Source organism: Streptomyces sp. NPDC001604, assembly GCF_042893475.1.
Classification (GTDB): Bacteria; Actinomycetota; Actinomycetes; order Streptomycetales; family Streptomycetaceae; genus Streptomyces.
Window position 1 is genome coordinate 79,252 of sequence record NZ_JBIAUY010000001.1, and the last position, 19,298, is coordinate 98,549.

General features: G+C 71.5%; 18 protein-coding genes. 13 read left to right on the top strand and 5 right to left on the bottom strand.

Annotation, left to right across the window (positions count from 1 at the left end; translation table 11 throughout):
- Position 1 precedes the first annotated feature (1 nt).
- Positions 2 to 703, top strand: a complete 702-nt coding sequence (locus ACFY1E_RS00370) for a hypothetical protein (protein ID WP_389069622.1) — start codon at positions 2 to 4, stop codon at positions 701 to 703.
- 115 nt (positions 704 to 818) lie between these two features.
- Here ACFY1E_RS00370 and ACFY1E_RS00375 read toward each other — a convergent pair whose 3' ends face one another.
- Positions 819 to 1,580, bottom strand: a complete 762-nt coding sequence (locus ACFY1E_RS00375; RefSeq protein WP_389069624.1) for a hypothetical protein — start codon at positions 1,578 to 1,580, stop codon at positions 819 to 821.
- A gap of 173 nt (positions 1,581 to 1,753) precedes the next feature.
- On the opposite strand from ACFY1E_RS00375, the gene ACFY1E_RS00380 reads away from it, so the two are divergent.
- Positions 1,754 to 2,548 (top strand): adenosylcobinamide-GDP ribazoletransferase, encoded by a 795-nt coding sequence (locus tag ACFY1E_RS00380; protein ID WP_389069626.1) that lies wholly within the window; start codon positions 1,754 to 1,756, stop codon positions 2,546 to 2,548.
- 46 nt (positions 2,549 to 2,594) lie between these two features.
- Positions 2,595 to 3,200, top strand: coding sequence for an RDD family protein (locus tag ACFY1E_RS00385; RefSeq protein ID WP_389069629.1), 606 nt, complete (start codon positions 2,595 to 2,597; stop codon positions 3,198 to 3,200).
- On the opposite strand, the gene ACFY1E_RS00390 is transcribed toward ACFY1E_RS00385, so the two are convergent.
- Entirely contained in the window at positions 3,160 to 3,948 is a 789-nt protein-coding gene (locus tag ACFY1E_RS00390) for an endo alpha-1,4 polygalactosaminidase (protein ID WP_389069630.1), read from the bottom strand. The two genes, ACFY1E_RS00385 and ACFY1E_RS00390, sit on opposite strands and share 41 nt — an antisense overlap.
- A 244-nt stretch (positions 3,949 to 4,192) precedes the next feature.
- Here ACFY1E_RS00390 and ACFY1E_RS00395 point away from each other — a divergent pair, with 244 nt between their 5' ends.
- The 3 genes from ACFY1E_RS00395 (at position 4,193) to sucB (ending at position 9,239) form a co-directional block, all read left to right on the top strand.
- The gene (locus ACFY1E_RS00395) at positions 4,193 to 5,725 is read left to right on the top strand and encodes a leucyl aminopeptidase (protein ID WP_389069633.1); all 1,533 of its coding nucleotides are present in this window, start codon (positions 4,193 to 4,195) and stop codon (positions 5,723 to 5,725) included.
- A 254-nt stretch (positions 5,726 to 5,979) separates the two neighbouring features.
- On the top strand, positions 5,980 to 7,368 hold the full coding sequence (gene lpdA, locus ACFY1E_RS00400; protein WP_389069635.1) for a dihydrolipoyl dehydrogenase: 1,389 nt from the start codon (positions 5,980 to 5,982) through the stop codon (positions 7,366 to 7,368).
- 62 nt (positions 7,369 to 7,430) lie between these two features.
- Complete coding sequence (gene sucB / locus ACFY1E_RS00405) at positions 7,431 to 9,239, top strand: 2-oxoglutarate dehydrogenase, E2 component, dihydrolipoamide succinyltransferase (RefSeq protein WP_389069637.1); 1,809 nt, start codon at positions 7,431 to 7,433, stop codon at positions 9,237 to 9,239.
- A 65-nt stretch (positions 9,240 to 9,304) separates the two neighbouring features.
- Here the strand turns inward: sucB and ACFY1E_RS00410 are convergent, their stop codons facing one another.
- Positions 9,305 to 9,988 carry a hypothetical protein gene (locus ACFY1E_RS00410; RefSeq protein WP_389069639.1) on the bottom strand — a complete coding sequence of 228 codons (684 nt, stop codon included), beginning with the start codon at positions 9,986 to 9,988 and terminating at the stop codon, positions 9,305 to 9,307.
- 257 nt (positions 9,989 to 10,245) lie between these two features.
- On the opposite strand from ACFY1E_RS00410, the gene ACFY1E_RS00415 reads away from it, so the two are divergent.
- The 5 genes from ACFY1E_RS00415 to ACFY1E_RS00435 all read left to right on the top strand — a co-directional run bounded on the left by ACFY1E_RS00415 (position 10,246) and on the right by ACFY1E_RS00435 (position 16,196).
- Complete coding sequence (locus ACFY1E_RS00415; protein WP_389069641.1) at positions 10,246 to 10,869, top strand: GntR family transcriptional regulator; 624 nt, start codon at positions 10,246 to 10,248, stop codon at positions 10,867 to 10,869.
- Between the two features lie 282 nt (positions 10,870 to 11,151).
- Complete coding sequence (aceE, locus tag ACFY1E_RS00420) at positions 11,152 to 13,854, top strand: pyruvate dehydrogenase (acetyl-transferring), homodimeric type (RefSeq protein ID WP_389069643.1); 2,703 nt, start codon at positions 11,152 to 11,154, stop codon at positions 13,852 to 13,854.
- Between the two features lie 191 nt (positions 13,855 to 14,045).
- Complete coding sequence (locus tag ACFY1E_RS00425) at positions 14,046 to 15,023, top strand: helix-turn-helix transcriptional regulator (protein ID WP_389069646.1); 978 nt, start codon at positions 14,046 to 14,048, stop codon at positions 15,021 to 15,023.
- Between the two features lie 56 nt (positions 15,024 to 15,079).
- Positions 15,080 to 15,598 carry a DUF4240 domain-containing protein gene (locus tag ACFY1E_RS00430; protein ID WP_389071545.1) on the top strand — a complete coding sequence of 173 codons (519 nt, stop codon included), beginning with the start codon at positions 15,080 to 15,082 and terminating at the stop codon, positions 15,596 to 15,598.
- A 58-nt stretch (positions 15,599 to 15,656) separates the two neighbouring features.
- Positions 15,657 to 16,196 (top strand): carboxymuconolactone decarboxylase family protein, encoded by a 540-nt coding sequence (locus tag ACFY1E_RS00435; protein ID WP_389069648.1) that lies wholly within the window; start codon positions 15,657 to 15,659, stop codon positions 16,194 to 16,196.
- 3 nt (positions 16,197 to 16,199) lie between these two features.
- Here the strand turns inward: ACFY1E_RS00435 and ACFY1E_RS00440 are convergent, their stop codons facing one another.
- Positions 16,200 to 16,424 carry a hypothetical protein gene (locus tag ACFY1E_RS00440; protein WP_389069649.1) on the bottom strand — a complete coding sequence of 75 codons (225 nt, stop codon included), beginning with the start codon at positions 16,422 to 16,424 and terminating at the stop codon, positions 16,200 to 16,202.
- Between the two features lie 366 nt (positions 16,425 to 16,790).
- On the opposite strand from ACFY1E_RS00440, the gene ACFY1E_RS00445 reads away from it, so the two are divergent.
- Positions 16,791 to 17,975, top strand: coding sequence for a MarP family serine protease (locus tag ACFY1E_RS00445; protein WP_389069651.1), 1,185 nt, complete (start codon positions 16,791 to 16,793; stop codon positions 17,973 to 17,975).
- Between the two features lie 10 nt (positions 17,976 to 17,985).
- Here ACFY1E_RS00445 and ACFY1E_RS00450 read toward each other — a convergent pair whose 3' ends face one another.
- Positions 17,986 to 18,474 carry a GNAT family N-acetyltransferase gene (locus tag ACFY1E_RS00450; protein ID WP_389069653.1) on the bottom strand — a complete coding sequence of 163 codons (489 nt, stop codon included), beginning with the start codon at positions 18,472 to 18,474 and terminating at the stop codon, positions 17,986 to 17,988.
- A 38-nt stretch (positions 18,475 to 18,512) separates the two neighbouring features.
- Here ACFY1E_RS00450 and ACFY1E_RS00455 point away from each other — a divergent pair.
- A partial coding sequence (locus ACFY1E_RS00455) for a TIGR01777 family oxidoreductase (protein ID WP_389069655.1) occupies positions 18,513 to 19,298 on the top strand: 786 nt, incomplete at its 3' end.

The window sequence follows — 19,298 nt, forward strand, 5'->3', positions numbered from 1 at the left end:
GATGAACAGGCTCGCCCGCTGGGCCCGTGCCGAATGGGGGCTCCTGTTCGTCACGGTGCGTGAGCCGCTGATGAAGCGGCGCTGGCGGGCGATCCCGATGACTCTCGGGGCGGTGGTGCTGACGACGGTCATACAGGTCGTGCAGAACGAGTCGTGGGGTTATCGGTTCGTGGAGAACACGGGGGGCGTGCGCGCCGAGGACCCGTTGTGGCTGTCGCTGCTGCGTACTCCGCTGTCGCTGTTCGTCCCGGCTCTCGACCTGCCCGTGTGGGGTGCGCTCGCGCAGGTCCTGTTCGTGTTCGGCGTCGCGGAGATCTGCCTCGGCCGCTGGCGCACCCTCGTCATCGCCTACGCCGCCACGCTCGCCGGCACGCTCTACGCCCGCCTGGGCATCTGGCTGGGCTTCGACAACGCCTTCGGGCTGCCCTCCTCGGACGCCTCGGTCGTGGACACCGGCCCGTCGGCGGCGGTGGTGGGCCTCGCGGTGTTCCTCGGCTGGCGCTACGGCGCGTATGTCACGGCGTGTGCGGTGACGGCGGCGATGGCGGTCGAGGTGCTGCTGAAGGGGAATCTCGCCGGCAAGGAGCACATGGCGGCGATCGCGGCGGTGGGGGTGCTGTGCTTCATTTCGGCGGTGCGGCACCGGCACGGGCCGATTGCGCGGATCGGCTCCGGGTCGGGCTTTCCGCCTGCGAGATTTTGACTGCCGCGCCGTCGTGGCTGGTCGCGCCCGCGCGGCGGAGCCGCATGTCGACACGGCCCCGCGCCCCTTTGGGGCGCGGCCGAACCGCCGCGGACAACTCACCGGCCGCGGACGCTCACCGGCCCAGGGAGCGGTCCGCCACCGGGTCCGGCTTGCCGCCGAGCAGGTCCTGGAATCTGCGCCGGGGCCCTGCCCACCGGCGGTCGTGGCGATACGCCCGCAGTGTGGCCTTCGCCCTGGCGCGCGGGCGGCGGCGGTAGAAGCGTCTGGCCCAGGGCGAGCCGGGGCGGGCCAGGCGGATCAGACCGATCAGGCCGATGAGCGGGACGATCACGCTGAAGATCGCCATCCGCGTCTTGCCCTTGCTGAGGACCGCCAGCGAGAACAGGAAGTTGACCACGACGGTCGAGATCACGTCGCCCCGGTCGTGCAGTTCCTGCCGGCTCATGTCGTTGACGCCGAACGGCGAGAACCCGGAGAGCACCAGCCCCACCAGGGCCGCCGTGAGGACGACGACCTCGACGCTCTTGCGGCCCTCCTCGGTCCAGTAGACGTCGTCGAGGTGCAGGATCAGCGCGAACTCGTCGAGGACGAGTCCCGCTCCGATGCCGAACAGGACGGCGCAGAGGGCCGCGGTGAAGCCGTGCCGGCCGCTGGCCACCGCCCCGAAGCCGCCGACGACGGTGAGGACGACGCCGGGCACGACGTGATGGATGTGCAGCCCGCCCGCCTTCACGTTCCCGAAGGGCCCCTTGCCGGCCCGGATGAGACGGGTGACGAGCCGGGTGATCAGGAACGTCAGCACGAACGCGGTGAGGGCGAGCAACAGCGGCAGCTTGCCGGGCTCGACGATGTTGCGATGCAGCCAATGTCCCATATGCGCACTGTATCCACGGCCGCCTCGGCCCTCCTGCGGACCGCCGGACTGCACTCTCCTGGGGACCGTGACATCAGCGGCTGCGCCGCGGGCCCCCAGACCCCCGGCAGAAAAGCAGGTCGGCCTGGATGACCGGTGCGGACACCGCGAGGGAACCCTAGTAACCTGCGCCGATGCCCGATCCCTCCAAGACCCCCTGGCCGGACGGCCTCCGTTTCGCCTTCGGCACCCTCACCGTGCTCCCGGTGAAGGTGACCCGCTGGGACCGGGACGCAGCGCGCGGCGGCATGCTCTGCGCCCCGCTCGCCGGGCTGGTCGTCGGCGGGTGCGCGGCGCTGGCCGGCGTGGTGCTGCTGGCGCTGGGCGCGGGGGCGCTGCTCGCCGCCGTCGCCTCGGCCGCCGTGCCCGCCGTCCTCACCCGCGGTCTGCATCTCGACGGCCTCGCGGACACCGCGGACGGCCTCGGCAGCGGCAAGCCCGCCGAGGACGCGCTGCGGATCATGAAGCAGTCGGACATCGGGCCGTTCGGGGTGATCACACTCGTCCTCGTCCTGCTGGCGCAGGTGGCGGCGCTGGCTCAGGCGTACGGCGACTCCTGGGCCCGGGGTGCGCTCGCCGCGGTCGTCTCGGCGACGGCCGCCCGGCTGGCGCTCACCCTGGCCGCACGGGCCGGGGTGCCGGCCGCCCGGCCCGAGGGTCTGGGGGCGGCGGTCGCGGGCGTGGTGCCGGTGCGGGCGGCGGTGGTCGCGGCGGTCGTGGTGGCCGGTGCGGCGGCCGCCGGGGGTGCGCTCGTCGGGACGTACGACGTGGTCCGTACGGCGGTCGCGGTCGTCGCCGCCCTCACCGTGGCCGAACTCCTGCTGCGGCACTGCACGCGCCGCCTCGGCGGGGTCACCGGTGATGTGTTCGGGGGGCTTGCCGAGACGGCTGCGACGGTCTCGCTCGTGGTGCTTTCGCTGGGGCAGTAGTCTCTTCCGCCGTACACGGACAAGTGATCGTGATCGGGGGATGTTCGTGCCGAAGCTTCGTCGTGCCGTGGCCTGGTTCATCGACTTCGCGCTGGTGCTCACGCTGGCGTATCTGCTCGCCGTGCTGACCTTCCACCGGATAGCCGGGCTGCTCACCGACGCGCCGGAACTCGCCGTCCACGGCGGCTTCGACCTGCTGACCTCGCAGGGCGATGTCGTCGGCGCCTCGGAGACCCTCGGGTTGTCGCTGTGGCACAAGGCCGTACTCGACGTCGAGGAGGCCTTCGGGATGCTGGTCGTGGCGACGTTCCTCTACCAGTGGGGCTGCCTCGCCCTCGCCGGGCGGACCCTGGGCAAGGGGCTGCTCGGGCTGCAGGTCAGCCCGTGCGCCCCCTCCCGGGCCGCGGTGCGTGCCGCGGTCACCACGGCCGCCGACATCGCCGTCTACGCCGTCGCCTGCATCCTGCTGGTGGAGGGGCAGTTCGTGCTGTCGGCGCTGGTGTGGGCGCTGGCCGTGGTCGTCTTCCTGCTCAACGCGCTGCCGGTCTTCTCCCCCACCCGCCGCTCCCTCGCCGACCGGCTGGCGGGCACGGCGGTCACCGTGCTGGGGGTCAGCACGCCCGGCGCCACACCCCCAGTTCGTACTTCTTGAGCATCGAGCTGAGCTTCAGCCGGCGGGACTCGGCGCAGAAGCGGCTGGTCGGCATCTCGTACTCGACGTGGAAGACGGCCTTGCCCGCCTTGATGAAGGGCTTCTCGGAAGCGCACTCGCCGTACTGGGCGCACTGTTCGTTGACCGCGAAGTCGAAGTCCCCGACCAGCTGCGGGATCTGGTCCAGGTCGTTCTTCAGGCCGACCGCCATGCCCCGGTCGTGGGCCAGCTTCGCGATCAGGCGGTTGTAGCGGAGCTGGTCGGCGGCCTTGAGGGGGAAGCCGGTGGTGTTCTTGTAGCCGTCCATGTTGTCGGGCTCCACCGCGTCGAAGCCCTTCTTGCGGCACATGTCGAAGCGGGCCGCCATCAGCGGCTCCAGTACGTCGGTGCGGCGGATGTCGAACCAGCGCTCGCCCTTCCAGCCGTTGCCCTTGCCGAGCACCGACCTGGGGAACTTCTTCGCGTCGGGGCGCCAGTCCTCCCAGGCTCCGGTGGAGAGGTAGCAGATGACCTTGCGGCCCTTGCCGTGCAGGGTGGTGACGGTGGCCTTCGGCTGGTCGAAGCCGTCGATGTCGTAGACCGGCACGTCGACGGAGGTGTCGACGCGGCCACTGAGCTGCCACTGCCAGGCCACGCCGGGGCGCGGCTGCCAACGGCCGCCGGACGTCCCGGAGTCGGGCGCGCTGCTGCAGCCTGCCGTGAGCACGAGCAGGGCTAGCAGGGCAAGCAGGCGTATCGGACGTTTCACCGGACGGGCTCCAGGGTGCGTAGAAGTGTTCCCCACGGATGATCTCCGATGCCGGGCACCGCGCACGCCCACAGGAATGAGTGAAGGCGCACACACGCGTAGGCTCATCCCGAGTGTTCGCCGTACCGGGGAAGGCCCCGCTGAGACCGCACCCTGAGGCCGGTCCTAGGGTCGGCTGTCGGGCCCGGTCGACCCACACAGATCGACCACAGAAACTTCACATTGGAAGCGAGAATTCACCACCGTGACTGCTCTCACTCTCAGCACCGCCGCGGCGGCCGGTCTTCGGGCCGACGCGATCGTGATCGGTGTGGCCAAGGGCGCGAAGGGCCCGGTCGTCGCACCGGGCGCCGAGGCCGTTGACAAGGCCTACGACGGCAGGCTCGCCGGCGTCCTGGAGACCCTTGGTGCCTCCGGTGCCGAGGGCGAGGTGACGAAGCTGCCGGCGCCGGCCGGCTTCAAGGCCCCGCTCGTGGTGGCTGTGGGCCTGGGCGCGGAGCCCGAGAAGGACTCCGGCTATGAGGGAGAGGCGCTGCGCAAGGCCGCCGGTGCCGCGGCCCGCACCCTCACCGGCGCCAGGAAGGCCGCCTTCGCCCTGCCCGTCCAGGACGCCTCGGACGTCGGCGCGATCAGCGAGGGCGTGCTCCTCGGCGCGTACTCCTTCGACGCCTACAAGAACAACGCGGGCGGCAAGGACGCCAAGGACAAGAACGGCAAGGCGCCGCTCGCCGAGGCCTCCCTGCTGGGCGCCAGGCCCCGCGACAAGGAGCACAAGGCGGCCGTCGAGCGCGCCACCGCCGTCGCCGAGGAGCTCAACCGCGCCCGCGACCTGATCAACACCCCGCCGAACGACCTGAACCCGGAGGCGTTCGCCGCCGTCGCGACGGCCGCGGCCAAGGAGCACGGCATCAAGGTGCAGGTGCTCGACGTGAAGGCGCTGGAGAAGGGCGGCTACGGCGGCATCCTCGGTGTCGGCGCCGGCTCGGCGGCGGGTCCGCGGCTGGTGAAGCTGTCGTACACCTCCGGCAAGGCGAAGAAGCACCTGGCGTTCGTCGGCAAGGGCATCACCTACGACTCGGGCGGCATCTCGCTGAAGCCGGCCGGCCACAACGAGACGATGAAGTGCGACATGAGCGGGGCGGCCGCCGTCTTCGCCGCCGTGGTCGCCGCCGCGCGCCTGGGCCTGGAGGTGAACGTCACCGGCTGGCTGGCGCTGGCGGAGAACATGCCCTCGGGTTCCGCGACCCGTCCCGGTGACGTGCTGCGCATGTACAGCGGCAAGACGGTCGAGGTCCTCAACACCGACGCCGAGGGCCGACTGGTCCTCGCGGACGCGCTGTGGGCCGCCTCCGAGGAGAGGCCGGACGCGATCGTGGACGTCGCGACCCTGACCGGCGCGATGGTGCTGGCGCTGGGCAGCCGGACCTTCGGGATCATGGCGAACGACGACGCGTTCCGCTCCGCGGTGCACGAGGCGGCCGAGGAGGTCGGCGAGCCGGCCTGGCAGATGCCGCTGCCGGAGCACCTGCGCAAGGGCATGGACTCCCCCACCGCCGACATCGCGAACATGGGCGAGCGGATGGGCGGCGGCCTGGTCGCCGGTCTCTTCCTGCGCGAGTTCGTTGGCGAGGGCATCACCTGGGCGCACCTGGACATCGCGGGGCCGGCCTTCAACGAGGGCGGACCGTTCGGCTACACGCCGAAGGGCGGCACGGGCACGGCGGTGCGCACGCTGGTGCGGCTGGCGGAGCTCACCGCGGCCGGCGACCTGGGGTGAGGTTGCTCTGAGAACGAGGGGGCTCCGCGCGCGGGTAGGGCGGAGCCCCCTCGTTCATGCGCCTCACCCATCCGCTCAACTGAACGTGGGACGTCTCACACACCGGCCCGGCGTCTCGTTGCCCCTCGACAAGTGCGAAGATGGGGCACGGCAGGACAGGGCCCCCATCACAGGGCCGAAGAAAGAGCGGCCGGACACCAGCCGCCGACCGGTCACCGCTGACCGGCGTGGCGCACATGCATGGAGGACGTGACGTGGCGAACGACGCCAGCACCGTTTTCGACCTAGTGATCCTCGGCGGTGGCAGCGGTGGTTACGCCGCGGCGCTGCGCGGGGCCCAGCTGGGCCTGGACGTCGCCCTGATCGAGAAGGACAAGGTCGGCGGTACCTGCCTGCACCGGGGGTGCATCCCCACCAAGGCCCTGCTGCACGCGGGCGAGATCGCCGACCAGGCCCGCGAGAGCGAGCAGTTCGGCGTCAAGGCCACCTTCGAGGGCATCGACGTGGCCGCCGTCCACAAGTACAAGGACGGCGTCATCTCCGGCCTGTACAAGGGTCTGCAGGGTCTCATCGCGTCCCGCAAGGTGACGTACATCGAGGGTGAGGGCCGACTGTCCTCCCCGACCTCCGTCGACGTGAACGGCCGGCGCGTCGAGGGCCGTCACGTGCTCCTCGCGACCGGCTCCGTGCCGAAGTCGCTGCCGGGCCTGGAGATCGACGGCAACCGCATCATCTCCTCGGACCACGCCCTCGTCCTGGACCGCGTGCCGAAGTCGGCGATCGTCCTCGGCGGCGGCGTCATCGGCGTCGAGTTCGCCTCCGCCTGGAAGTCCTTCGGCACGGACGTCACGGTCATCGAGGGCCTCAAGCACCTCGTCCCGGTCGAGGACGAGAACTCCTCCAAGCTTCTTGAGCGCGCGTTCCGCAAGCGCGGCATCAAGTTCAACCTGGGCACCTTCTTCTCGAAGGCCGAGTACACCGCCGACGGCGTCAAGGTCACCCTGGCCGACGGCAAGGAGTTCGAGGCCGAGCTCCTGCTGGTCGCGGTCGGCCGCGGCCCGGTCTCGCAGGGTCTCGGTTACGAGGAGCAGGGCGTCGCGATGGACCGCGGCTACGTCCTGGTCGACGAGTACATGCGGACGAACGTCCCGACCATCTCCGCCGTCGGTGACCTGGTCCCGACGCTCCAGCTCGCGCACGTCGGCTTCGCCGAGGGCATCCTGGTGGCGGAGCGTCTGGCCGGTCTCAAGACCGTCCCGATCGACTACGACGGCGTGCCGCGGGTGACGTACTGCCACCCCGAGGTCGCCTCCGTGGGCATCACCGAGGCCAAGGCCAAGGAGATCTACGGCGCGGACAAGGTCGTCGCTCTGAAGTACAACCTCGCGGGCAACGGCAAGAGCAAGATCCTGAACACCTCGGGCGAGATCAAGCTCGTCCAGGTCAAGGACGGTGCCGTGGTCGGCGTCCACATGGTCGGCGACCGCATGGGCGAGCAGGTCGGCGAGGCCCAGCTGATCTACAACTGGGAAGCGCTGCCCGCCGAGGTCGCCCAGCTCATCCACGCCCACCCGACCCAGAACGAGGCGATGGGCGAGGCCCACCTGGCTCTGGCCGGCAAGCCCCTTCACTCGCACGACTGATCCCTCGGTCGACGAAGCGACGACACAGACTTCCGCACTTTCCGTAAGGAGCAACCGAAACCATGGCGGTTTCCGTAACCCTTCCGGCGCTCGGCGAGAGCGTCACCGAGGGCACTGTCACTCGCTGGCTGAAGGCCGAGGGCGAGCGTGTCGAGGCCGACGAGCCGCTGCTCGAGGTCTCGACCGACAAGGTCGACACCGAGATCCCCTCCCCTGCCGCCGGTGTCCTGGCGTCCATCAAGGTCGCCGAGGACGAGACCGTTGAGGTCGGCGCCGAGCTGGCCGTCATCGACGACGGCACGGGCGCCCCCGCTGCCGCCCCGGCCCCCGCAGCCGCCGAGGCTCCGGCCCCGGCCGCCGAGGCCCCCGCCCCGGCGCCGGCCGCGCAGCCCTCCACCGAGCAGGCCGCGCCCGCCCCGGCTCCCACCCCCGAGGCCGCCGCCGGCGCGTCCGGCGCCCAGGGCACCGACGTGGTCCTGCCCGCGCTCGGCGAGTCCGTCACCGAGGGCACCGTCACCCGCTGGCTGAAGTCGGTCGGCGACTCCGTCGAGGCCGACGAGCCGCTGCTCGAGGTCTCCACGGACAAGGTCGACACCGAGATCCCGGCGCCCACCTCCGGTGTGCTGCTCGAGATCACGGTCGGCGAGGACGAGACCGCCGAGGTCGGCGCCAAGCTCGCCGTCATCGGCGCTCCCGGTGCCGCTCCGGCGGCCGCCCCGGCCCCCGCCGCGCCGGCTCCGGCGCCCGCCGCCGCTGCCCCGGCTCCGGCCCCGGCCGCCCCGGTGGCTCCGCCGGCCCCCGCGCCGACCCCGGCCCCGGCTCCTGCCGCACCGGCTCCCGTGCCCGCCCCGGTCGCCGCCGCTCCGGCCCCGGCCCCCGCGCCGGCCGCTCCGGCTCCGGTGACCCCGGCTGCGCCCGCCCCCGCCGCGCAGGCCACCGACGAGGGTGCCTACGTGACCCCGCTGGTGCGCAAGCTGGCCGCGGAGAACGGCGTCGACCTGGGCTCCGTCAAGGGCACCGGCGTCGGTGGCCGTATCCGCAAGCAGGACGTCATCGCCGCCGCCGAGGCCGCGAAGGCCGCCGCCGCTGCTCCGGCTCCCGCCGCTGCCGCCCCGGCCGCCAAGAAGGCGCCGACCCTGGAGGCCTCTCCCCTCCGCGGCCAGACCGTCAAGATGCCCCGCATCCGCAAGGTCATCGGCGACAACATGGTCAAGGCGCTGCACGAGCAGGCGCAGCTGTCCTCGGTCGTCGAGGTCGACGTCACGCGTCTGATGAAGCTGCGCGCCAAGGCGAAGGACTCCTTCGCGGCCCGCGAGGGCGTCAAGCTCTCCCCGATGCCGTTCTTCGTGAAGGCGGCGGCCCAGGCGCTGAAGGCCCACCCGGTCATCAACGCCAAGATCAACGAGGCCGAGGGCACGATCACCTACTTCGACTCCGAGAACGTCGGAATCGCGGTGGACTCCGAGAAGGGCCTGATGACCCCGGTCATCAAGCACGCGGGCGACCTGAACATCGCCGGTATCGCGAAGGCCACGGCGGAGCTGGCCGGCAAGGTCCGCGCCAACAAGATCACCCCGGACGAGCTGTCCGGTGCGACCTTCACCATCTCCAACACGGGTTCGCGCGGCGCGCTCTTCGACACGATCATCGTGCCGCCGGGCCAGGTCGCGATCCTCGGCATCGGTGCCACGGTCAAGCGCCCGGCGGTCATCGAGACCGAGGAGGGCACGGTCATCGGCGTCCGCGACATGACCTACCTGACCCTCTCCTACGACCACCGTCTGGTGGACGGCGCCGACGCGGCCCGTTACCTGACCGCGGTCAAGGCGATCCTGGAGGCGGGCGAGTTCGAGGTCGAGCTCGGTCTGTAAGCCTCAACGGCCGTACGTCGGTGCCCCCGCCCGGAGCTTTCCGGACGGGGGCACCGTCGTGTGCGCTACCGGGGTGTCAGCGTGTGGTCGCTCCAGTCCCACAGCGTCTCCACCCACACATTGGGGGCGTCCAGGTGCGGCGCGTACGTCAGGTCCCGCGCCCGGTAGGCGTGCAGGACGTCGTACGTGGCGTCGAGGCAGTCCCGGGAGGTGAGGTCGCCGGTGTTCCGGTCGAAGCCGACGAGGAAGCCGCGGCTCTCGACGGTGCGAATCATCGACCGGGCGTTGTTCACGTCACCGGTCGAGGAGGAGATGCAGCGGTAACGGCTGTACGGGTGCGTGGACTTGCCGGGGTAGTACGCGTCCCGGGACATGTCACTGAGCATCCGCGCGTAGGTCCCCTGCGCATGCCAGGCGCCGATGTAGCCGCCCGGCGGGGTGTACAGCTTGTTCGTGGGGTTCTCGACGGCGCCGTAGACCCACTGCTTCGTGCCCGTGATCCGGAAGCCCCAACCGACATGGCCGAAGTTCTGCGCGCCGTCCGGCTTGACGAAGACGCAGGCGCCGCCGGGTGCGGCGCCGCTGAGAGCCGCGCCCGCCATGTTCGTGATCGCTTCGGTCCTGCTCGGTTTCGGCTCGGTCGTCGCCCGTGTGGGCATCTGCCGGCAGCCTGTCACCCCGACGATCGCGCCGATCACGGCCGCCGCGGCCGTCCAGCGCAGCGCTCCTCGTCGTCCCCCGATGTCCATGCCGTCCCCCTGCCGTTCCCAGGCGCGCCTCTTTGCGTGCGCCCCTGCCGAACGCCACACGGATCGGGGCGGCCAGGTTCCGTCGGTGACACGGCGGTGACGGCTCCGGACCGCATCCGGTACGGGTCTTTACAGGGGGGCCGTGTCTGCCGGGCGTGTAAGTCTCGTCTCACCTGCATGTAAGCGCCCCCGTGCGCCCCTCCCGAAAGCGCTCGCGGCCTTATTGTCTAAACGTCAAACGCCCTTAAGGAGCTCTCATGACCGCGCCCGTCGTCCACTCGCTGCGCGAACAGATCCGCGAGCACATCGTGGAGGGGATCGTCAGCGGGCGCTGGAAGCCGGGCGAGCGGATCGTGGAGCGGCGGATCGCGACCGAGCTGGAGGTCAGCCAGACGCCGGTGCGGGAGGCGCTGCGCGAGCTGGAGTCGCTGCGGCTGATCGAGTCGGCGCCGAACAAGGGCGTGCGGGTGCGGAACCTGACGGCGGCCGACCTGGAGGAGAGCTACCCGGTCCGGGCCGGTCTGGAGGCGATCGCGGCGGAGCTCGCCGCGGAGAAGCTGGCGGAGGACTGCTCGGCCCTCGAACCGCACGTCGTCGCCCTCTACGACGCGGACCGCCACGCCGACGGCACGGGCCAGGTGCGGCACACGGTCGCCTTCCACCGCGAACTGGTGCGCGCCGCGGGCAACTCCGTACTGCTGCACACCTGGGAGGGCCTGGGCATCGAGGTGTTCACGGCACTGTCGATCCGCTGGCTGGGAACGGTGCAGCAGTCGTACGCGGAGGAGCACGAGGAGCTCGTCCAGGCGTTCCGCAGGCGTGACCCGAGGATCGCGGAACTGGTGAAGGCGCATGTGCTGGGCTGCGCGCCGCGGGCCTGACACAGCCGAGCATACGTACGCTCACCTGCGGAAACCCGCGAAAATCACGGCACCGGGTGCCCGTCCCAAAGGCACCGCGTGCCTACTTTCTCGTAATCGAGAAGTTTTGCCTGCAAGCCTTTGATCGATCATCGATCAGGGAGTTAGAGTCACCGGCGGGCCACGCGGCGGAAGCCGCACAGTGCTACAGCACCACGGCCCTGCCCTGTCCTGCCAAAGACCAAGGGCACCCCCGAACCCTTACCGATGAGGGAACCCCCTTCGACTGAGGAAGGCGGCGACATGACCGACCCCAACGCCATCCAGCCGAGCGAGCTCGACCAGCTCCCCGACCGGGACCCCGAGGAGACCGCCGAATGGCAGGCCTCCCTGGACGCGGTCGCCAAGGCGGCGGGCCCGCACCGTGCCGCGTACCTGATGCGCCGCACGCTGGAGCGCGCGGAGGGCACCGGCATCGCGCTGCCCAAGCTCCTCGAGACGGACTACGTCAACACCATCCCCACCGCCGCCGAGCCGGGCGTGCCCGGTGACGAGGAGATGGAGCGCAGGATCACCGCGTGGAACCGCTGGAACGCGGCCGCGATGGTGACCCGGGGCGCGAAACACGGCGTCGGCGGCCACATCGCCACCTTCGCCTCCGCGGCCTGGCTGTACGAGACCGGCTTCAACCACTTCTTCAAGGGCAAGGAGGCCGACGGCTCGGGCGACCAGCTCTACATCCAGGGCCACGCCTCCCCCGGCATCTACGCCCGCGCCTTCCTCGACGGCCGGCTGACCGAGGCGCACCTCGACAACTTCCGCCAGGAGGCGGGGGGCAACGGCCTGCCGTCGTACCCGCACCCGCGGCGCCTGCCCTGGCTCTGGGAGTTCCCGACGGTCTCCATGGGCCTCGGCCCGCTGTCGGCGATCTACCAGGCCCGCTTCAACCGCTATCTGACGGCACGCGGCATCAAGGACGTCTCCTCGTCCCACGTGTGGGCCTTCCTCGGCGACGGCGAGATGGACGAGCCGGAGTCGACGGCGGCACTCGCACTCGCCAGCCGTGAGGGCCTCGACAACCTCACCTTCGTCATCAACTGCAACCTGCAGCGCCTCGACGGCCCGGTCCGCGCGAACTTCAAGATCGTGCAGGAGCTGGAGGCCCAGTTCCGCGGTGCGGGCTGGAACGTCGTGAAGACGCTGTGGGGCACGGCCTGGGACGAGCTGTTCCAGCTCGACACCACGGGCGCACTCGTACGCCGGCTGCGCGAGGTACCGGACGCCCAGGTGCAGACGTACCAGACGCGTGACGCGGCCTACATCCGCGAGGACTTCTTCGGCAAGGACCCGGCGCTCGTCGACATGGCGAAGCTGCTGAGCGACGACAAGATCCTCGAGTGCTTCCACCTCTCCCGCGGTGGTCACGAGGCCCGCAAGGTCTACGCCGCCTACAAGGCCGCGCTCGACCACAAGGGCGCCCCGACCGTCATCCTGGCCCAGACCGTCAAGGGCTTCACGCTCGGTGAGGGCTTCGCGTCGAAGAACGCCAACCACCAGATGAAGAAGCTGTCGGTGGACGAGTTCAAGGCGATGCGTGACCTTCTCGAACTCCCCATCTCGGACAGCCAGTTCGTCGACGGTCAGGTGCCCTACGGCCACCCGGGCGCGGACTCCCCCGAGGTCCGCTACCTCCAGGAACGGCGCGCCGCCCTCGGCGGCCCGGCCCCGGCCCGCCGTACCCATGCGCTCGCGCCCCTGCCCGCCCCCGCAGAGAAGGCCTTCGCCTCCTTCGACAAGGGCTCGGGCTCCCAGAACGTGGCGACGACGATGGCCTTCGTACGCCTGATCAAGGACCTGGTCCGCGACAAGGAGACCGGCAAGCGCTGGGTGCCGATCGTCCCCGACGAGGCGCGCACCTTCGGCATGGAGTCGCTCTTCCCGTCCCTCGGGATCTACTCCCCCAAGGGCCAGACGTACGAGCCGGTCGACCGCGACCAGCTGATGTACTACAAGGAGGCCAAGAACGGCCAGATCCTCAACGAGGGGATCACCGAGGCCGGTTCGATGGCCGACTTCATCGCCGCGTCCACCGCGTACTCCACGCACGGCGAAGCGATGATCCCGTTCTACATCTTCTACTCGATGTTCGGCTGGCAGCGCACCGCCGACCAGATGTGGCAGCTCGGCGACCAGCTCGGCCGCGGCTTCCTCGTCGGCGCGACGGCCGGCCGTACGACGCTGACGGGCGAGGGCCTGCAGCACGCCGACGGCCACTCGCCGGTGATCGCCGCGACCAACCCGGCGGCGCTGACGTACGACCCGGCGTTCGCGTACGAGGTGGCGACGATCGTCAAGGACGGTCTGCGCCGTATGTACGGCGAGGCGGCGCCGGGCGAGGACCCGAACGTCTTCTACTACCTCACCGTCTACAACGAGCCGCTGCCGCAGCCCGCGAAGCCGGCCGGCCTCGGTATCGACGAGGGCATCGTCAAGGGCCTGTACCGCTTCAACACCGCGGAGTCGGCCGGGCTTTCGCCGGTGGCCAACGCCCCGCGCATCCAGCTGCTGGGCTCCGGTACGGCGATCCACTGGGTGCTCGAGGCGCAGAAGCTGCTCGCGGAGGAGTGGGGCATCGCGGCCGACGTCTGGTCGGCGACCTCCTGGACGGAGCTGCGGCGCGACGCCCTGGAGGCCGACGCGGCCCTGCTGCGCGGCGAGGAGCGGGTGCCGTACGTCCGTCAGGCGCTGCACGGCGCGGAGGGCCCGGTGCTGGCCGTCTCCGACTACATGCGGCAGGTCCCGGACCAGATCGCGCAGTGGGTGGACCAGGACTACTCCTCGCTCGGCGCGGACGGCTTCGGTCTGTCGGACACCCGTGAGGCGGCCCGTCGGCACTTCGGCGTCGACGCCCAGTCGATCGTCGTGGCCGCCCTGGCCCAGCTGGCCCGCCGCGGCGAGGTGAAGGCCACTGCCGTGAAGGAAGCGCGGGAGAAGTACGGGCTGTAGGCCTGCGTGACGAAGGGACCCCGGGCCGGTTGGCCGCGGGGTCCCTTCACCCTTTTCCGGTTGTTCGTCGGCTGCCGGCCGGTGGGGGCCTGTCGCGCAGTTCCCCGCGCCCCTGACGGGGCCCGGTTTTCGGGGGCGCGGGCTGCATCGATTTGCGGCTCCCCCGCGGAGCGCCCCGCATCATGAAAGACATGCGTGCCGCCCGCCTCATCAAGATGGTGCTCCTCCTGCAGTCCCGGCTCTCCATGACCGCCGCCGAGCTGGCGCGCGAGCTGGAGGTGTCCGAGCGGACCGTCACGCGGGACGCGCAGGCGTTGTCGGAGGCCGGGGTGCCGGTGTACGCGGACCGCGGCCGGGCCGGCGGCTACCGGCTCATCGGCGGCTATCGCACCCGGCTGACCGGGCTGGCGCGCGGTGAGGCCGAGGCGCTGTTCCTGTCCGGGGTGCCGGGGGCGCTGCGGGAGATGGGGCTGGAGGACGCGGCCTCGGCGGCCCGGCTGAAGGTGTCGGCGGCCCTGCTGCCCTCCCTGCGCGACGCCTCGAAGACCGCCGCGCAACGCTTCCACCTGGACGCCCCGAACTGGTTCACGGAGCCGAAGGCACCCGAGCTGCTGCCCGCCGTCGCCGATGCCGTCTGGGACGACCGCCGGATCACCGCGCGCTACCGGAGCCGGGAGGCCGAGGTGGAGCGGGAGCTGGAGCCGTACGGGCTCGTGCTGAAGGCGGGGGTCTGGTACGTGTGTGCGCGGGTGGCGGAGGACCACGGGCCGTACCGTGTCTACCGGATCGACCGGTTCACGGCGGTGACTGCCTCCGCGGAGCGTTTCGTGCGCGACGAGGAGTTCGACCTTCCCGCCTTCTGGGCGGAACGGGCCGAGCAGTTCGCGCGGTCGATCCTGCGGGCCGAGGTCGTCGTGCGGCTGTCGGCGGCCGGGGCGCGGAGACTGCCGTACGCCGTCGATCCCGTCTCCGCCCGGGAGGCGCTGGCGGCCGCCGACGCCCCGGACGAGGACGGCCGGCTGACGGTGACGCTCCCCGTGGAGTCCGAGGAGGTCGCCCATGCGCAGCTCACGGGGCTCGGCCCGGAGGTGGAGGTGCTGGCGCCGGACAGTCTGCGGGCGCGGTTCGCCGACGACGCGGCACGGCTGGGCCTGCTGTACGGGACATAACAATCCGCCACACTCCACGTGCGCCCCACCCGCCCAGGCCCGATGCTGGACCCGTGATGGAAGAGTCGGAGTTCTGGGAGCTGGTGGACGCCGCCCGTGAGGCCGCCGAGGGCGACCCCGAGGAGCAGGCGGACCTGCTGGTGGAGCGGCTTCTGGAGCTCGACCCGGAGACGGTCCTGGACTTCGCCCGGCATTTCGAGTCCCGCTACAACCGGGCCTACAGCTGGGATCTGTGGGGTGCCGCCTGGGTGCTGCTCGACGGGGCGAGCGACGACGCCTTCGACTTCTTCCGGTGCTGGCTGATCGGACAGGGGCGGGAGGTGTACGAGGGGGCAGTGCACAACCCCGACGCTCTGGCCGACCTCCTGGACGACTTCGACGAGGAGATCGACGGGGACGGGGAGGAACTGGGCTACGCGGCGGACGAGGCCTACGAGCAGCTCACCGGTACCGTCGCGCCCGACCTGGGCATCCCGGCCGCGCCCTCCGAGCCGGCGGGCACGCCGCTCGACTTCGAGAACGAGCGGCTGCTGGCGGAGCGCTACCCGAAGCTGTGGGAACGGTTCCGGGAGTGACGTTTCACCGGTTCACTGGAACCAGCGGTCCGGTGGGACCGGTTCGACGAGGGGGACCATGGCTCGAATCCCGTACCCGGAGCGGCCGTCCGACGCCGTCGCCCGGCTGCCCGTGCCGCTCAACGCCTTCCGCATGCTCTCGCACTCCCCGCCGCTGACGGGCCCGGCGATCGAGCTGGGCCTGGCCGTGCTGCGCGAGTCGACGCTTTCGGTCCGGTTGCGCGAGCTGGTCGTGATGGCGGTCGCGGCTGCGACGCAGTGTGCGTACGGGTCCGTCCAGCACCGCCCGATCGCCCTGAACGCGGGGGTGACGCCCGAGCAGCTGGCGGCGGTCGCCGAACGGCGCGCCGACGGGCCGGAGTTCGACGAGCCCGAGTCGGCGGCGCTGACGGCGGCCTTCGAGCTGGTGTCCCGGCACACCCTGTCCGAGGGCACGCTGGCGGCTCTCCGCGCCGGCTTCACCGACCGGCAGGTGATCGAGATCGTCACCACGACCGGCTACTACGTCATGCTGGCGGGCCTGCTGAACGGGCTCGGGGTGGACATCGACCCGTCCGGGGAGCAGTTCCTGCCACTCGTGGGCGGCGACTCCGACTGAGGGTCAGGACGTCCGTCGCCGGCTCGGGTCCGAGGGGATGTACGCCTGCGCCTGCTCGGCCTTGACCGCGTGGTGCATCGGCGCGGCGTTGGCCTGGTCGAGCGCGGACGCGGTGAGGGCGGCCGGGCCCAGGACGACGGCCGCGGCCGCGCAGAGCGCCGCCCAGGGGCCATGGGCGCTCCGGGACCGGCCCCCGGTCTTGTGCTTTGTCTTGTGGTGACTGTTCACGTCTTCCCCACCTCCGGTCAGTGCGTGCGCATGACGATAGGGAGGCCGCCTCGGGAAGCTCCGTGAGGCGGCTACGAGGAACCTGTGAGGGCCCGCCCATGACGGCGACCCCGGCGTACGCCCTCTGCACGATCTGCCGGTGGGCAGCCAGGGCAAGGGGCTGCAGCGGGCGCTGGGGGCGTATCTCGGGCGCAGGTGAGGACGGGTGCCGGTGTGGCGGCCGGATCCGCTCCGTCCGCGATGTGTGCTGTGCCACCCGGTGGAACCATCGTCCTGGTCCGGGGCGTTTCTCCTCATGCACGCGCGCGTGGCTGATCACTGGGCCCGTCCCGCGCGTACTAAGGGGTCTGAGAGAAAGGCGGCTCTGTGGACCTGCTCGACATCCTGCTGTTGCTGGTGGTCGTGGCCTACGCGGCATCCGGCTACCGGCGCGGACTGGTGGCCGGCTGTGTCTCGCTCGCCGGGTTCGTGGGCGGCGCGGTGCTCGGCGTGTGGATCCTGCCCTGGATGATGGACCTGGTGACGGCGGGCACGACCCAGGCGACGGTGACCGCGGTGCTGACCGTGCTGCTCCCTGCCGTGGTGGTCCACGAGCTGGCGGGGCGTCTCGCGCTCAGGCTGCGCCGGGAGCTGGACCGGGGACCGCTCAGGGTGGCCGACGGGGTCGGCGGGGCCGCGGCCAACTCGGCTGCCGTGCTGATCGTGGCCTGGGTCGCCGCGAGCGTGCTGGGCGCCTCCTCCTCACCGCTGCTGACGACCGCGATCCGGGACTCGGCGCTGCTCGGTGCCGTGCAGGACGCCATGCCGGACACCACCCCCGCCTGGTTCTCCCGGGCCACCTCGGCGCTCACCCAGGCGGGCTTCCCGCAGGTGTTCAACCCGTTCGAGAACGAGTCGACGGCCGAGGTCGCCAAGCCCACCGGCGACAGCGTCACGGCGAGCGCCACCGACGCGGCCAAGCGCAGCACGGTGAAGATCGAGGGCGTCTCCGGCACCCAGGGCCGCGAGGGCAGCGGGTTCGTGTACGCCCGCGACCATGTGATGACCAACGCGCACGTGGTGGCCGGCATCAACGACCCGAACGTGCGGATCGGCGGGGTCGGGCGGACGTACGAGGCACGGGTGGTGCTCTTCGACCCCGACAGGGACGTGGCCGTTCTCTATGTACCCGGGCTGGGCGCGCCGGTCCTGAAGTTCGACGACGGCGCCGCGCGCGGCGACTCGGCGGTCGTGGCCGGCTATCCGCAGGACGGCGACCTCGACCTCCAGGCGGCGACGGTCGCGAACCGGGTGCGGGCGACCGGCCAGAACATCTACGGCGACGCCACGGTGACCCGCGAGATCTACTCGATCCGCTCGACCGTCCGCCCCGGCAACTCCGGCGGCCCGCTGCTGACGACCGACGGCCGCGTCTACGGCGTGGTCTTCGCCCGCTCGACGTCCGACAACGAGACGGGTTACGTCCTGACGGCGGCGGAGGTCGCGTCCGACGCCCGGCGCGCGGCGGACACGACGGCGTCGGTGGACACGGGCGACCTGGTCACGTCGTAGCGCGGGCGGATCACAGACTGCACCCCATGAGCACGTCGTCGACGTACTCGCCCTCCAGCAGGAACTCGCCGGGCAGGATCCCCTCGACGACGAACCCCTCGGCCTCGTACAGCTTGCGGGCCGGGGTGTTGTGGCCGAGGACGCGCAGTGTGAGCCGGCGCGCGCGCTGGTTGCGGGCCTCCTCCCGCACCGCCCGCAGCAGCGCCCGTCCGACGCCGGCGCCCCGCGCCTGCTCGGCGACGACGAGCCCCTGGATCTGCCGGACGTGGGCGTTGCAGACGAGCGGCGTGGGACGGGCCAGGCGGATGTAGCCGACGACCTCCCCTTCGAGCTCCGCGACCAGATGGTCCCGGGGCCCGAACCGCTCGTTGTAGAAGGGCTCGTACGGCGGTTGGGGGCGCGGCTGCACGGAGTGCAGCGGGGACCAGGTGACACGGTCGAGGCGCCCCAGCGTCTCCTCGTCGCCGAGGGTTGCGTGGCGTATGAACGGAACCGGCATGACGGCCACCTTATGAGTCCCCCGAGCAGAATGGGCCCATGGAACGTTCCCGAATCGCGGTGGCCGGTGCGTCCGGGCTCATCGGCGGCGCCCTGGTGCGGTCCCTGACCGCGGACGGGCACGAGGTGCTGCGGCTGGTGCGCCGGGCACCCCGGGCGAAGGACGAGGTCCACTGGGACCCGGAGGGCGGGCGCGTGGATCCTGCCGTGCTCGCCGGGTGCGACGCGGTGGTGAACCTCGCGGGCGCCGGTGTGGGCGACCGCCGCTGGACGGACGCGTACAAGAGGCGGATCCGGAGCAGCCGGGTGCTCGGCACCGCCGCGCTGGCCGGGGCGATCGCAGCGCTGGACGAGAAGCCGCGGGTGTTCGTGAACGGCAGCGCGATGGGCTACTACGGCGAGACCGGCGACCGGGCGGTCGACGAGAGCGCACCGCCCGGGACGGGGTTCCTGCCGGAGCTGTGCGTGGAGTGGGAGGGCGCCGCGGCCCCCGCGCAGGAGGCGGGCGTACGGACCGTGTTCACCCGGACGGGTCTTGTGGTGGCCCGCGGCGGCGGCGCCTGGGGCCGGCTGTTCCCGCTGTTCAAGGCGGGCCTCGGCGGGCGCATGGGCGACGGCCGCCAGTACTGGTCGTACATCGCGCTGCACGACGAGGTGGCCGCGATCCGCCATCTCATCGACACCGACGCCCTGTCCGGACCGTTCAACCTCACCGCCCCGACCCCGCTCACCAACCGTGAGATCACCGCAGCCATGGGCCGCGTACTGCACCGCCCGACGCTGTTCCCCGTACCCGCCCCCGTACTGCGAACCGCGCTCGGCGAA